This window comes from Methylobacterium sp. ap11, from assembly GCF_900110515.1.
In the GTDB taxonomy this organism is placed as follows: domain Bacteria; phylum Pseudomonadota; class Alphaproteobacteria; order Rhizobiales; family Beijerinckiaceae; genus Methylobacterium; species Methylobacterium ajmalii.
This window is the reverse complement of record NZ_FOEB01000009.1, coordinates 92,634-105,074: the sequence shown is the minus strand read 5'-3', so window position 1 is coordinate 105,074 and position 12,441 is coordinate 92,634. Positions and strand designations below refer to the sequence as shown.

At 70.2% G+C, this 12,441-nt stretch carries 14 protein-coding genes and 2 tRNA genes; 4 read left to right on the top strand and 12 right to left on the bottom strand.

The genetic code is table 11. The annotated features are described in order from the left end of the window. The 3 genes from BMX97_RS15345 to BMX97_RS15335 all read right to left on the bottom strand — a co-directional run bounded on the left by BMX97_RS15345 (window position 1) and on the right by BMX97_RS15335 (window position 3,349). Window positions 1-954 carry an ABC transporter permease gene (locus BMX97_RS15345; protein ID WP_048429155.1) on the bottom strand — a complete coding sequence of 318 codons (954 nt, stop codon included), beginning with the start codon at window positions 952-954 and terminating at the stop codon, window positions 1-3. A 70-nt stretch (window positions 955-1,024) separates the two neighbouring features. Next, the gene (locus tag BMX97_RS15340) at window positions 1,025-2,653 is read right to left on the bottom strand and encodes an ABC transporter substrate-binding protein (protein ID WP_091751696.1); all 1,629 of its coding nucleotides are present in this window, start codon (window positions 2,651-2,653) and stop codon (window positions 1,025-1,027) included. Between the two features lie 150 nt (window positions 2,654-2,803). Continuing rightward, window positions 2,804-3,349, bottom strand: coding sequence for a TetR/AcrR family transcriptional regulator (locus BMX97_RS15335; RefSeq protein ID WP_244538448.1), 546 nt, complete (start codon window positions 3,347-3,349; stop codon window positions 2,804-2,806). A gap of 98 nt (window positions 3,350-3,447) precedes the next feature. Between BMX97_RS15335 and BMX97_RS15330 the strand changes: the two genes are divergently transcribed. Beyond that, window positions 3,448-3,843 (top strand): DUF2306 domain-containing protein, encoded by a 396-nt coding sequence (locus BMX97_RS15330; RefSeq protein ID WP_091751690.1) that lies wholly within the window; start codon window positions 3,448-3,450, stop codon window positions 3,841-3,843. A 12-nt stretch (window positions 3,844-3,855) separates the two neighbouring features. Here the strand turns inward: BMX97_RS15330 and BMX97_RS15325 are convergent, their stop codons facing one another. Then, the gene (locus tag BMX97_RS15325; RefSeq protein ID WP_091751687.1) at window positions 3,856-4,605 is read right to left on the bottom strand and encodes a sulfate transporter family protein; all 750 of its coding nucleotides are present in this window, start codon (window positions 4,603-4,605) and stop codon (window positions 3,856-3,858) included. Window positions 4,606-4,755: 150 nt separating this feature from the next. On the opposite strand from BMX97_RS15325, the gene BMX97_RS15320 reads away from it, so the two are divergent. Beyond that, window positions 4,756-5,145 (top strand): DUF3775 domain-containing protein, encoded by a 390-nt coding sequence (locus BMX97_RS15320; RefSeq protein WP_058618262.1) that lies wholly within the window; start codon window positions 4,756-4,758, stop codon window positions 5,143-5,145. Between the two features lie 120 nt (window positions 5,146-5,265). Here BMX97_RS15320 and BMX97_RS15315 read toward each other — a convergent pair whose 3' ends face one another. The 8 genes from BMX97_RS15315 to BMX97_RS15280 all read right to left on the bottom strand — a co-directional run bounded on the left by BMX97_RS15315 (window position 5,266) and on the right by BMX97_RS15280 (window position 11,558). Continuing rightward, complete coding sequence (locus BMX97_RS15315; RefSeq protein WP_060848632.1) at window positions 5,266-6,666, bottom strand: NAD(P)(+) transhydrogenase (Re/Si-specific) subunit beta; 1,401 nt, start codon at window positions 6,664-6,666, stop codon at window positions 5,266-5,268. Window positions 6,667-6,670: 4 nt separating this feature from the next. Next, a complete protein-coding gene (locus tag BMX97_RS15310; RefSeq protein WP_091751684.1) occupies window positions 6,671-7,120 on the bottom strand; it encodes a proton-translocating transhydrogenase family protein in 450 nt (149 codons plus the stop codon). Window positions 7,121-7,148: 28 nt separating this feature from the next. Continuing rightward, window positions 7,149-8,291 (bottom strand): Re/Si-specific NAD(P)(+) transhydrogenase subunit alpha, encoded by a 1,143-nt coding sequence (locus tag BMX97_RS15305; RefSeq protein WP_060848634.1) that lies wholly within the window; start codon window positions 8,289-8,291, stop codon window positions 7,149-7,151. Window positions 8,292-8,492: 201 nt separating this feature from the next. Then, window positions 8,493-8,786 carry an aa3-type cytochrome c oxidase subunit IV gene (locus tag BMX97_RS15300; protein WP_060848635.1) on the bottom strand — a complete coding sequence of 98 codons (294 nt, stop codon included), beginning with the start codon at window positions 8,784-8,786 and terminating at the stop codon, window positions 8,493-8,495. Window positions 8,787-9,029: 243 nt separating this feature from the next. Further along, window positions 9,030-10,397, bottom strand: a complete 1,368-nt coding sequence (locus BMX97_RS15295; RefSeq protein ID WP_091751681.1) for an ABC1 kinase family protein — start codon at window positions 10,395-10,397, stop codon at window positions 9,030-9,032. A gap of 132 nt (window positions 10,398-10,529) precedes the next feature. After that, complete coding sequence (locus BMX97_RS15290; RefSeq protein ID WP_091751678.1) at window positions 10,530-10,841, bottom strand: metal-sensitive transcriptional regulator; 312 nt, start codon at window positions 10,839-10,841, stop codon at window positions 10,530-10,532. Between the two features lie 456 nt (window positions 10,842-11,297). After that, window positions 11,298-11,373: transfer RNA gene (locus BMX97_RS15285), tRNA-Ala, on the bottom strand. A gap of 109 nt (window positions 11,374-11,482) precedes the next feature. Next, window positions 11,483-11,558 (bottom strand) — tRNA-Ala (locus BMX97_RS15280). Window positions 11,559-11,667: 109 nt separating this feature from the next. Between BMX97_RS15280 and BMX97_RS15275 the strand changes: the two genes are divergently transcribed. Together BMX97_RS15275 and BMX97_RS15270 are read left to right on the top strand one after the other, a co-directional pair. Next, window positions 11,668-11,955, top strand: coding sequence for a YggT family protein (locus tag BMX97_RS15275; protein WP_060848638.1), 288 nt, complete (start codon window positions 11,668-11,670; stop codon window positions 11,953-11,955). Between the two features lie 7 nt (window positions 11,956-11,962). Then, window positions 11,963-12,280 carry a DUF167 family protein gene (locus BMX97_RS15270; protein ID WP_091751676.1) on the top strand — a complete coding sequence of 106 codons (318 nt, stop codon included), beginning with the start codon at window positions 11,963-11,965 and terminating at the stop codon, window positions 12,278-12,280. Window positions 12,281-12,441 lie beyond the last annotated feature (161 nt).

The following is a 12,441-nucleotide window of genomic DNA, read 5'->3' as shown; positions in this document are numbered from 1 at the left end:
TCACGCCCTCTCGATGCGGGGGTCCAGCGCGGTCTGCACCACGTCGACCAGGAGGTTGAGGGTCACGAAGAACATCGCGAGCACCAGGATCGTGCCCTGCAGCAGCGGCAGGTCGCGCTGGAAGATCGCGGCATTGAGGAGGAAGCCGGTGCCCGGCCAGGCAAAGACGGTCTCGATCAGGATCGAGCCGCCGAGCAGGTAGCCGAGCTGGAGGCCCATGATGGCGATGGCGGTCGGCGCGGCGTTCTTGACGACGTGACGGAAGACGCCGAACTCCGACAGGCCCTTGGCCCGCAGCGCCTGGACGAAGTCCTGGTGCAGGATGTCGCCGACGAGCGCCCGGACGGTGCGGGAGATCACCCCCATGGGGATCACCGACATGGTGATGGCCGGGAGCAGGATGTAGCGCAGGTGCTCGAGGTCCGGGAACCAGTTGCCCGAGCCCTGCGGCCCCGCCCCTGTCGGCGGCAGCCAGCCGAGGGTGGCCGAGAAGATGATCACCAGGACGATGCCGAGCCAGTAGTGCGGCACGCTGACCCCGAACACCGCGATCGCCGAGGCGACCCGGTCGAGCCAGGAATCGCGGGCATAGCCGGCGACGAAGCCGAAGAAGGTGCCGAAGGTGAAGCCGATCAGCGTCGCCATCGAGGCGAGGATCAGGCTGTTGCCGACGGCGCGGCCGACCTCCGACAGGACCGGGCGGCCGGTGGCGATCGAGGTGCCGAGGTCGCCGTGCAGGATCTTCCAGAGCCACAGGCCGTACTGCACCGGCAGCGGCTTGTCGAAGCCGTAGGCCGACCGCATCTGCGCCTGCATCTCGGCGGTGGCGTCCACGGGCAGGATCGCGCTCAGGGGATCGCCGGGGGCGAGGTGGACGAGGAGGAAGCACACCAGGCTGACGCCCAGGGCGACCGGGGCGGCGTAGCCGATGCGCTTGAGGATGAAGAGGATCATGAGGCGGCGCCGGTTGTCGGGGTAGTGGTCCCGCCCGGCGTTAGGGCCGGGCGGGGGATCGATCAGGCGCTCACTTCGCCATGGTGATCGGCGAGAAATCCTGGAACCAGCTCTGGGCCTGGACGAAGCCCTGGACCTTCTTGCTCATCGCCCGCGGGTTGACGTCGTGGGTGACCATCAGGAACAGGGCGTCGTCGACGAACTTCTCGTGCACCTTCTGCAGCACCGCGACCTGCTCCTTCGGATCGAAGGTCGCCCGGACCTCGTCGAACAGCTTGTCCATCGCCGGGTCGCAGTAATAGCCCCAGTTGGTGCCGTTCGGCGGCGCCAGGTTGCACTGGGCGTGGCGGATGAAGGCGGTGAACGGGTCCTGGATCAGGTAGGAGTAGTTCATCGCGGTGCCGCCGCGCGCGCTGTCGGACTTGGAGCCGGCCCGCCAGATGTTGATGAGCGTGTTCCACTCCACGACCTCGTAGTCGACCTTGATGCCGACCTCCGCGAGGTTCTGCTGGATGAACTCGTTCATCGGCAGCGGCTGCATCTGGCCCGAGCCCGAAGCCGAGATCAGCACCTTGGTGGAGAGCGGCTTGTTGGGGCCGTAGCCGGCCTCCTTGAGGAGCTTCTTCGCCGCCTCGGGGTCGTAGCCGAGCTTGAAGGTCGGCTTGCCGAACCAGGGATGGCCGGGGGTCAGGAAGCCCTCGGCCGGGGTGGCGAGACCGCCGAGGAACTCCTTCAGGCCCTCGCGGTCGATGGCGAGGTTGGCGGCCTTGCGCACGCGGACGTCGTTCCACGGCGAGCCCTCGGCCCGCGACAGGTGCCAGGTCCAGTTATGCGGGTAGAGGTTGGTGACGAGGGCAAAGCCCGCGGCCTTGAGCGAGGGCACCGCATCGGGGGCCGGCGCCTCGATCCAGTCGACCTGGCCCGACCGCAGGGCGGCGACCCGGGCATTGGCCTCGGGGAGAGGCACCAAGACCATCTTGTCGAGCTTGGGAACGCGCGCCTTGTCCCAGTACTCCTTGTTGGGCACCAGCTCGAGGCGCTCGCGCGGCACGAAGCCCGTCACCTTCCACGGACCGGTGCCGGAGGGCGCCTTGGCGACGGCATCCCAGCTCTTGCCCTGCTTCTCCCAGTTGGCGGGAGACGACATCAGGATCCAGGCGAGCTGGTAGGGGAAGGTCGCGTCCGGGGTCTTGGTGACGATCTCGAGCGTCATCGGATCGACCGGCTTGTAGAACGCCACCGCCGGGATGCGGGTGCGCCCCTGCGCCGACTGGCGCGGGTCGAATTGCGGGCTGTCCGACTTCAGGAGCTTGTCTAGGTTCCACACCACGGCGTTCGCATCGAAGGCGGAGCCGTCGTGGAAGGTGACGCCGGGGCGGAGCTTGAAGGTCCAGCGGGTCTTGTCGGCGGGATCGATCGACCAGGAGGTGGCGAGGCCGGGGGTCAGGTCGGAGGCCTTGTCGGCCCGGCTGAGGTCCCAGTTGATGAGGGCGTCGTACACCGTGTAGCCGGTGAAGCGCATGCCCTCGCCGCCATTGTCGGCCTGGCCGGTGGTGAGCGGGATGTCGGAAGCGGTCATGCCGATGCGCAGCACGCCCTGCGCGCTCGCGGGCCCCGTCAGGGCGAGGGCGAGGGCGAGCCCGGACAGGGTCCGCCCGAGCGCGGACCGGCGCAGGGACGGGGGGGTGAGCAGCGGCATCGTCGATCGTCTCCGTGGGGTTGACGGACGACAGGACTGCAAGAGGCCTGCCAACCGCCTCGCCTGCGCCGGAGGCGCATCCCTGGAACTGGAATGCCTAAATTCTAGCCTGCCTCATTCGTGGGCTAACAAACCGCGGCGACATTGCTCTTACAAGAGGCAGGCTTCGGCCTGTGCGGCCTCGATCTGCCGGTCGGCGACGAGGTGGGCGAGGCCGTGGACCAGCGCCCAGGCCCGCAGGGCGTCGCGGTCGGCGGATGCCGGGGGCTCGCGTTCCACCACCGCGCCCCGCAACGTCCCGAACGCCGCGGCGGAGGCCTCGGCGAGATCGGGATGGGCATCGCGGTCCAGGGTCCCGCCGAACATCAGCCGGAAGGTCGCCCGATCCGCCTCGGCGAAGCGCAGATAGGCGCGGCCGAGCGCCGTGAGCCGATCCGGCGGGCTCGCCTCGCCCGCCGCCCGGTCGAGCGCCCGGTGCAGGGCGAGGAAGCCCTCGGTCGCGAGCGCCGCGAGCAGCGCCTCGCGGCTCGGGAAGTGCCGGTAGGGCGCGTTGTGCGACACGCCGGCGAGGCGCGCCGCTTCGCGAAAGCTCACCGCCTCGACCCCGCCGGAGCGCAGGAGGTCCTGCCCTGCCGCGATCAGGCCGCGGCGCAGGTCGCCGTGATGGTAGCTCGCGCCGCCGCCAGATGTTGACAATGCCCACATGCCTCGTATGTTGCGCCTGTCAACATACGGGCCCCGGACGCCGCTGCAAGCTGCGACAGCCGGGTCGCACCGCGGATCGTGCCTGCGCCATGACCCTCCAGCCGCTGCTCCAGGCCTCGCCGGTGATCCAGGTCCACGCCGCGGCGGCCCTCGCCGCCTTGGCGCTCGGGGCGCTGCAGTTCGGGCTCCGGCGGGGCGGGGGGCGGCACCGGTGGATGGGCCGGCTCTGGGTCGGGCTGATGGCGGTGGTGGCGCTGAGTTCGTTCGGCATCTCGGGTCTGCGCCAGATCGGGCCGTTCAGCTGGATCCACCTCCTGTCGCTGTTCACCCTGGCGGCACTGGTCCGCGGGGTGCTGCACGCACGCCGCGGCGAGGTCGCGGCCCATCGCTGGACCATGATCGGGCTCTATCTCGGCGCGCTGGTGATCACCGGCCTGTTCACCCTGCTGCCCGGGCGGATCATGGGCCGCGTCGTGTTCGGGTGAGGGGAGGCGGCGTCAGCGCCGCCCCGCGTCGAGCCGGTCCCGGTCCATCGCCACCGGCGGCCGGGCTTGCGGCGCGCGCAGCAGGCGGTCGCGGCTCAGGCCCTTGTGGACGTGGACCATCAGGGCGATGCCGAAGAGCGGCGTGATCAGGTTGACGATCGGCACCAGCATCAGCCCGGCCAGCAGCGCCCCGGCGAGCATCACGGTCGCGGTGTGGTGGCGCCGCATCGCGCCGGCCTCGGCCAGGGGCCGGAACCGGGCCGCGGCGAGCTCGAAATACTCGCGCCCAAGCAGGTAGGTGTTGGCGAGGAAGAACGCCGCCACGTTGATGCCCGGCACCAGCAGCAGCAGCAGCGCCGCGAGGTTGACGGCGAGCGCCAGCCCGGCGAACCGCGCCGTGTAGAGCATCGCCTGGCCGAACGGCATCGCCTGGCCCGGCACCTCGTCGGGGAAGTCGGTGCGCTCGACGATCGCGGCGGCATCGTCGAGGAAGTAGCCCGCCACCAGGATCGAGACCGGCGGCAGGATGTAGGCGAGGCCGACGAACAGCCCGGCCCCGGCCAGGAACGACGCCACGGCGTTGACCATGGCGTAGTCGGTCGAGATCGGGTGGGCGGCGATCAGCGCCGCGATGCCCTTCGACAGGCCGAACCACACCAGGAACAGCAGCCCGACCGTCAGGCCGAGGGACTTCCACAGGATCTGGCGGAGCGGCGGGGAAAACACCTGCCGCAGGGCCGCGAAGGCGGCGTTGATGAGCATCGAAGCCTCTCGAATGGGGCGTGCCGCCGCTCACTTGATGTCGAACGGCCCCGGCGTCCAGGGGCGAGCCTCTGCGGCGGGCGAACCGGGCCACGCTTCGCGGGTTGAGGCTCCACAGCATGGCGCCCGCGCCGCGAGGAGATTCGACCGATGGACATCGCCGTAGACAAGGTCAGTGAGTTCATTCTGCGCGCCCGCGCCCTCGACGTGAAGGAGGGTCTGAGCGATCCCGATTCCGGCTCGAACCCGATCGACGACGGCGCCCGCGACGTGCTGGTCGACGGCACCGACGACGCGACCGAGGAGGAGTTGCGCGAGATGATCGCCGGCCTCAACGACGACGAGCGCGCCGATTTGGTGGCGCTGCTGTTCGTCGGCCGCGGCGACATGGAGCCGGAGGAGTTTCCCGACGCGGTGCGGCTGGCCCGCGAGCGCGAGGCCGCCGGCACCCGCACCGCCGACTACCTGCTCGGCATCCCGAATGTCGGCGACCTGCTCGACGAGGGGCTGGCGGCGATGGGCCTGAGCAGCACCGTCTGACCGGGCGTCGGCAAGCCCTGTCCGGCATCGCCGGACCCCTGAAATGCGAAAAGCGGGGCACGAGGCCCCGCTTTCCGTCCCGGACGAGCGTCCGGCATCGCGCCCGGGCGGGCGCGGCGGTCAGAAGTTCTTGACGATCTCGTCGACCACCTTCTTGGCGTCGCCGAACAGCATCATGGTGTTGTCGCGGAAGAACACCTCGTTCTCGACGCCGGCATAGCCCGAGCCCATGCCGCGCTTGATGAACAGCACGGTCTTGGCCCGCTCCACGTCGAGGATCGGCATGCCGTAGATCGGCGATTGCGGATCGGTCTTGGCGGCCGGGTTGGTGACGTCGTTGGCGCCGATCACGAAGGCCACGTCGGCCTGCGGGAACTCGCCGTTGATGTCCTCCAGTTCGTGCACCTCGTCGTAGGGCACGTTGGCCTCGGCGAGCAGCACGTTCATGTGGCCCGGCATGCGGCCCGCCACCGGGTGGATGGCGTACTTCACGTCGACGCCGGCCTTCTTGAGCTGGTCGGCCATCTCGCGCAGCGAATGCTGGGCCTGCGCCACCGCCATGCCGTAGCCCGGCACGATGATGACCTTCTCGGCGTTCTTCATGATGAAGGCCGCGTCGTCCGCCGAGCCCTGCTTGACCGGCCGGGTCTCGACCTGGCCGCCGCCCGAGGACGCCGCGGCGTCGCCGCCGAAGCCGCCGAGGATCACCGAGATGAACGAGCGGTTCATCGCGTGGCACATGATGTAGGACAGGATCGCGCCCGACGAGCCGACCAGCGCGCCGGTGATGATCAGCGCGAGGTTGCCCAGCGTGAAGCCGATGCCGGCCGCCGCCCAACCCGAATAGGAGTTGAGCATCGAGACCACGACCGGCATGTCCGCGCCGCCGATCGGGATGATCAAGAGGCCGCCGAGCACGAAGGACAGGATCACGATCAGCCAGAACAGCACCTTGCTGCCGCCGCCGATGAAGCCGATCAGCAGCGCGACCAGCACGACGGCCAGCACGATGTTGATGAGATGGCGCTGCGGCAGCATGATCGGCTTGCCCGACATGCGCCCATCGAGCTTGAGGAACGCGATCACCGAGCCCGTGAATGTGATGGCGCCGATGGCCACGCCCAGGCCCATCTCGAACAGCGACTGCTTGTGGATGGCGCCGTTCTCGATGATGCCGAAGGCCTGCGGCGCGTAGAGCGCGCCGGCCGCCACCGCGACGGCGGCGAGGCCGACGAGGGAGTGGAAGGCCGCGACGAGCTGCGGCATCGCCGTCATCGGCACGCGCTTGGCGATCACCGCGCCGGCGCCGCCGCCGATGCCGAGGCCGAGCAGTACCAGGAACCACGCCCCGACGCCGGACGGCGCGTGGCCGATCAGCGTCGTCAGGATGGCGATACCCATGCCGATCATGCCGTACAGGTTGCCCTGCCGGGAGGTGGTCGGGTGGGACAGGCCCCGCAGCGCCAGGATGAACAGGACGCCGGAGACGAGATAGAGGAGCGAGGAGACGTTCTCAGACATCGCCTCAGGCCTTCTTCTTGTACATGCTGAGCATGCGCTGGGTGACGAGGAAGCCGCCGAAGATGTTCACGCTGGCGAAGACCAGGCCGATGAACCCGAAGAAGCGGGCCCAGCCGGTCCCCTTCTCGATCAGCGGCACGCCGACGGCCAGGATCGCGCCGACCACGATCACCGAGGAGATCGCATTGGTGACGGACATCAGCGGGGTGTGCAGCGCCGGGGTCACCGACCAGACGACGTAGTAGCCGACGAAGATCGCCAGCACGAAGATCGCGAGGCGGAAGACGGTCGGGTCGATGGCGCCGTGGGTCGCGGCGGCGACGCCGTGGCCGACGCTGTCGGCGATGATCGCCGCCTGGTCGGCGGCGCGGGCGGCGATGTCGGCCGCGTTGCGGGCGGCGGCGGCGGCGGCGCGCGCCTGCTCGGCCGCCTGGTCGGGGGGAAGGGTAGCCATGAGGTCTCCTCCGAGTGCAGGCGAGGCCTTAGGCCGCCTTGGGCTGGAAGTTCGGGTGGACGACGGCGCCGTCGCGGGTCAGGCAGGTCGCCTTGACGAGCTCGTCGTCCCACTTCACCGCCAGCGCCTTCGACGTCTTGTCGACCAGGGTCTCGACGAAGGCGTAGAGGTTGCGGGCGTAGAGGCTCGACGAGGTGGCGGCGAGACGGCCCGGCACGTTGGCGTAGCCGACGATCTTCACGCCCTTCTCGGTCTCCACGACCTCGTCGGCCTTGACGCCCTCGACGTTGCCGCCGCGCTCGACCGCGAGGTCGACGAGCACCGAGCCCGGACGCATCGCCGCCACCATGTCGGCGGTGACGAGCTTCGGCGCCGGCCGGCCGGGGATCAGCGCGGTGGTGACCACGATGTCCTGCTTGGCGATGTGGCTGGCGACCAGCTCGGCCTGCTTCTTCTTGTACTCGGCCGACATCTCCTTGGCGTAGCCGCCGGCGGTCTCGGCCTGCTTGAACTCGTCGTCCTCGACGGCGACGAACTTGGCGCCCAGCGACTCGACCTGCTCCTTGGCGGCGGGCCGCACGTCGGTAGCGGTCACCACCGCGCCCATGCGGCGGGCGGTGGCGATGGCCTGCAGCCCGGCGACGCCGGCGCCCATCACGAAGATGCGGGCCGCCGGCACGGTGCCGGCCGCGGTCATCATCATCGGCAGTGCCCGGCCGTAGACGGCGGCGCCGTCGACCACGGCGCGGTAGCCCGCGAGGTTGGCCTGGCTCGAGAGCACGTCCATCACCTGGGCGCGGGTGATGCGGGGCATCAGCTCCATGGCGATCGCCGAGACGCCGGCATCGGCCATCGCCTTGACCTCGGCCTCGTGGCCGTAGGGGTCCATGATGGCGATCACGATCGCGCCGCGCTTGAGCGCGGGCAGCTCCTCGGCGGCCGGACGGCGCACCCTGAGCACGATGTCCGCCCCGTCGGCCGCGGCCTTGGCGTCGGGCGCGATCGAGGCACCGGCGGCCTCGTACTCGGCATCCGGCACGCCGGCCTTCAGGCCCGCGCCGGACTGCACCGTCACCTCGGCCCCGAGAGCCTTGTACTTCTTCACCGTTTCCGGGACTGCCGCGACCCGCGGCTCCGCCGGATCGGTCTCGGATAGGACCGCGATCCGCATTCAGACTTCCTTTGGTCGTTTACACGGCGCGGTGCGCCGATCCCCCCTTGCGGGCGGTGTGTACAAGGCCACGCCTGCCCCACGACTGTAAAGCCGTCCCCCCGGCAGAAGGGACGGCTCTGGTTACAAATCTTTAACCATTAAGTCACGCGCAATCTTTCGGCGCGTGAAAGGGGTGGGGCGGGCGGGCCGCCCGCCGCCTCAATAGAAGGCGAGCATGAGGGCGAGCAGCACCGCCACGACGGCGGGCGCGCGCCAGCCGATCGCCGGGGAGAGGGCGCCGACGGCCCCGCCGATGCCGCCCAGAACGACGCCGACGATCGCGGTGATCCAGGCCTCGCGCACGCCGCCGACGGCGAGCGACAGGACCCAGCAGATCACGACGGTGGTGGCGATCTCGACGAAGCGCACGAAGCCCCGATAGGTGGCCTCGTGGGTCGGGCCGTCCATCTCCGGGCTGTAGGCGGAGTCGGTGGCGTGATTGATGTCGGCCATGATGCGGTAGACCCCGTCTTGTGCTCGTTGGCCGGGCTTTAGCGCATGCTCAAGGTCCCGGCAATCAGCCGATAGGCGGTCCGCGCGCAACGGAACGGCCCGCCCGTTCCCGGGCAAGCCGTTGCGATACCTCGAGTTTCACGGTTGGGCCAACGATCCGGCCCGGTGTCGGGGCACCCCCGGCCACCGGCCGGAGGTGCGGATCCGCACCTTTTTCCAAATCGAAGTCCCGCGGCCCCGGCCTCAGGCCGGTTGCGGCAGGCCGGCCTTCTCGAGGGCCGCGTGCTGGCGGGCGGCGAGATCGTCGAGGGAGAAGCGGTCGATCTGCGCCTCGAAGAGGCGGTGGTAGTTCAGCTCCGAGCGCAGGTGCAGGAAGACCGCGCCGAGGCCCACCGCGGCCCGGTCCATGAACACGAATTCCCGCGGCACCGTGACGGGCCCGCGCTCCTTGAGGGCACGGTGCACCTCGAAGGCCTGGCGGCGGCCGTACTCGCCCGGCTTGACGCCGTCCGCCACCGTGCGGACCCGGTCCTCGAGCAGCGGCCCGTAGATGAAGCGGGCCCAGATGTTGAGGGTGTCGACGAGGTCACGGGTGAGGTTGCGGAATCCCCAGCTTTCGTAGGCGTGGACGACGCGCGCCTGGTCGTCGTGCAGGAGCCCCTTGTAGAGATCGACCACGCCGCCGACGAAGCGGGGGTGGAAGATGCGGATGCAGCCGTAATCGAGCAGGTTGATGCCCTGCGGCTCGCCGCCCTCCGAGAAGACCGTGTAGTTGCCCAGGTGCGGGTCGCCGTGGATCACCGCGGCGCGGCTGAAGGGGTGCCACCAGGCCTGGAACATCGCGTGGGCGAGGCGGTTGCGCACCTCCAGCGGCCCGCCGGTGAAGTTCAGGATCTTCTCGCCCTCGAGCCAGCCCTGCGTGAGCAGGCGCTTGGTCGAGAGGTCGGGGAAGACGACCGGCACCCGCACCGTCTCGACGCCCTGGAGCACGTCGGCGTAGAGGGCGGCGTTCCGGGCCTCGCGGGTGTAGTCGAGCTCCTCCCGGACCCGGTCGCCGATCTCCTTGGCGATCTCGCGGGTGTCGATCACCGCGCTGATGCGCCGGTGCAGGGCGAAGGCGAGTTCGAGCTGCTTGAGGTCCGCCTCGACGGCGGATTGCATGTCCGGGTACTGCAGCTTGCAGGCGAGCGCCACGCCGTCCAGCGTCTCGGCCCGGTGGACCTGGCCCAGGGAGGCGGCCGCCGCCGGACGCAGGTCGAACGCGCCGAAGCGCTCCTTCCATTGCGGGCCCAGCTCAGCGGCCATGCGGCGCTTGACGAAGGCCGCGCCCATCGGCGGCGCCTCGGATTGCAGCTTCTGCAGCTCGGCGGCGTATTCCGGCGGCAGCAGGTCCGGCACGGTGGCGAGCAGCTGCGCCACCTTCATGATCGGCCCCTTGAGGCCACCCAGCGCCTGGGCGAGGGCGGCGGCGCTGGACACGTCCTCGCCCTTGCGGCCGAGGAGCCGCGCGCCGGCCATCCGGGCGGCGACGCCGCCCACGTTGGCGCCGACCTTCGCGTAGCGGGCGGCGCGGGCGGAGAAGCGATTGGCTTCGCTGTCGGAGGCGGACATGCGGGACGGGGCTCGTGCGAGGATGCGCGCGGACGGGGCCGAGCGCCGGACTTGGAGCCTAGATAAGCCCGCGCTCCCGCACCGCCAGGGCGACCGGACAGCGCGGGGCGCCGCCCGTCCGCCAGTCGGGATTCACGACTGGCGCAGGGCCGCGCGCAGGACCCGCACCATCTCCTCGATGGCGCCTTCGCGATCCTCGGACTTCGCCGCGTAGTCGACCGAGGCGTCGAGGTGCGAGCTGATGAGCTGCAGCACCGCCTCGCGCACCGCGGCCGTGATGGCGTTCATCTGCTGCACCTCGTCGAGGCAGTAGCGATCCTCCTGCACCATCGCCTGGAGGCCGCGCACCTGTCCCTCGATGCGCTTGAGGCGCTGGAGGATGGGCTTCTTCTCCTCGTCGGTGCGGCGCACCTGAAGCCGGCCGTCGACGTACTGGTAATCCATGGCGTGCCTTCCCCGACCGGGGGTCCGCTCGTCCGGGAGGGCGCGGGCGGCCCGGGCGATGTCGAGTCTGGTGAGTGATCGCCGCCCTATCCCTGAGGAACGGCAACCGTTCTTACATGCCGGCCGGGCAGGTCAAGCTCAATCTTGGCCGCGCGGCCGCGCGCCCCCCGGTTCCTTTGGGCTACGTCTTGCTATTGGTCACCGGGGGCTCTGCCGTCTGCTCGCGCTGCGCGCCCGAATCCGGCCGGGCCGGGCCCAGTACCGGCTCCTCGCCGACGGGCTCGAACGCCGTGACGTGGAGCCGGTCCCCGCCGAGGAGCGAAGTGCTCTCGCACGGCACCAGGATCACATCCGGCCGGCACGGCCTGAAAACGAAAAAACCGGGCTACGGCCTGCGCCGCTCCCGGTTCATCCTGCCTCGATCCAGGTCGAGGCCGGTATCCACCAAAGAAGATTTGGTGGAGCTGAGGGGATTCGAACCCCTGACCTCCGCAGTGCGATTGCGGCGCTCTCCCATCTGAGCTACAGCCCCGCCGTGAGCGGGCATATGTCATATCGCCGGAGCGATGTCACTACCCGGTGGCCTTCGCCACCTGACCTCTTCACCGGACCAACCCAGCGTTAACCACGCGAGGCAGGCCTGGTGGAGCTGAGGGGATTCGAACCCCTGACCTCCGCAGTGCGATTGCGGCGCTCTCCCATCTGAGCTACAGCCCCGTCCGAGGCGGGTGCCTTGTAGGCCGGCCCTTCTCAGCCTGTCAATTCCCTTGGTGGCACGGCCGCGTCGCGACTGCGCGCGGGCGCCCCGGGCTCGCACGGACCACGCATGCGCTCGATCCTCTGGCTCATCGACAACATCATCACGCTCTACGTGTACCTCCTGATCGCCAGCGCCGTGCTCAGCTGGCTGGTGACCTTCAACGTGGTCAACGTGCGCAACCCGATCGTCTCGCAGATCGGGGAGTTCCTGTTCCGGGTGACCGAGCCGGCCCTGCGGCCGATCCGGCGCATCCTGCCCAACCTCGGCGGCATCGACATCTCGCCGATCATCCTGGTGCTGGGCCTGTTCTTCCTGCGCAACCTGATGTTCGAGCTCCTCGCCGGCCTGGCGTAGGGCGGCGATGGACGCCCGGCCCTGGCGGGCGACCCCCGAGGGGATCGAGGTCCGGGTCCGGGCCACCCCGCGCGGCGGGCGCGATGCCCTCGACGGCATCGAGACCCGGGACGACGGGTTGCCCGTGCTGAAGGTACGGGTGCGGGCGGCGCCGGAGGACGGCGCCGCCAATGCCGCGATCCGCGACGTGCTGCGGCGCGCCCTCGGGCTGCCCGCCTCGGCGGTGACGCTCGCGGCCGGCGCCACGGCGCGGATCAAGCACTTCCGCATCACCGGCGACGGCCCGGCTCTCGTGCGACGCCTCGAGACCCTGGCCGCCCCCTGATCCGGGGGAACGCGCCCCTCCGAACCCTGGCTCCCTTCGACCCCTTGGGCTGCGGTGGGGCTTGACCGTGGGGCGGGGCTGACCCTCAAATCCTCGTCGACGTCACCGGCCGGCCCCGTCCCGGCTGCACGGAACGAATCCCGGAGCCTGCCCGGCGCCCG

Coding starts and splice junctions, on each gene's coding strand:
- BMX97_RS15310 (WP_091751684.1), bottom strand. CDS start 7,120: ATGGCTACCCTTCCCCCCGACCAGGCGGCCGAGCAGGCGCGCGCCGCC.
- BMX97_RS15325 (WP_091751687.1), bottom strand. CDS start 4,605: ATGCTCATCAACGCCGCCTTCGCGGCCCTGCGGCAGGTGTTTTCCCCG.
- BMX97_RS15290 (WP_091751678.1), bottom strand. CDS start 10,841: ATGGATTACCAGTACGTCGACGGCCGGCTTCAGGTGCGCCGCACCGAC.
- BMX97_RS15315 (WP_060848632.1), bottom strand. CDS start 6,666: ATGTCTGAGAACGTCTCCTCGCTCCTCTATCTCGTCTCCGGCGTCCTG.
- BMX97_RS15295 (WP_091751681.1), bottom strand. CDS start 10,397: ATGTCCGCCTCCGACAGCGAAGCCAATCGCTTCTCCGCCCGCGCCGCC.
- BMX97_RS15305 (WP_060848634.1), bottom strand. CDS start 8,291: ATGCGGATCGCGGTCCTATCCGAGACCGATCCGGCGGAGCCGCGGGTC.
- BMX97_RS15300 (WP_060848635.1), bottom strand. CDS start 8,786: ATGGCCGACATCAATCACGCCACCGACTCCGCCTACAGCCCGGAGATG.
- BMX97_RS15345 (WP_048429155.1), bottom strand. CDS start 954: ATGATCCTCTTCATCCTCAAGCGCATCGGCTACGCCGCCCCGGTCGCC.
- BMX97_RS15270 (WP_091751676.1), top strand. CDS start 11,963: ATGGACGCCCGGCCCTGGCGGGCGACCCCCGAGGGGATCGAGGTCCGG.
- BMX97_RS15330 (WP_091751690.1), top strand. CDS start 3,448: ATGACCCTCCAGCCGCTGCTCCAGGCCTCGCCGGTGATCCAGGTCCAC.
- BMX97_RS15320 (WP_058618262.1), top strand. CDS start 4,756: ATGGACATCGCCGTAGACAAGGTCAGTGAGTTCATTCTGCGCGCCCGC.
- BMX97_RS15340 (WP_091751696.1), bottom strand. CDS start 2,653: ATGCCGCTGCTCACCCCCCCGTCCCTGCGCCGGTCCGCGCTCGGGCGG.
- BMX97_RS15275 (WP_060848638.1), top strand. CDS start 11,668: ATGCGCTCGATCCTCTGGCTCATCGACAACATCATCACGCTCTACGTG.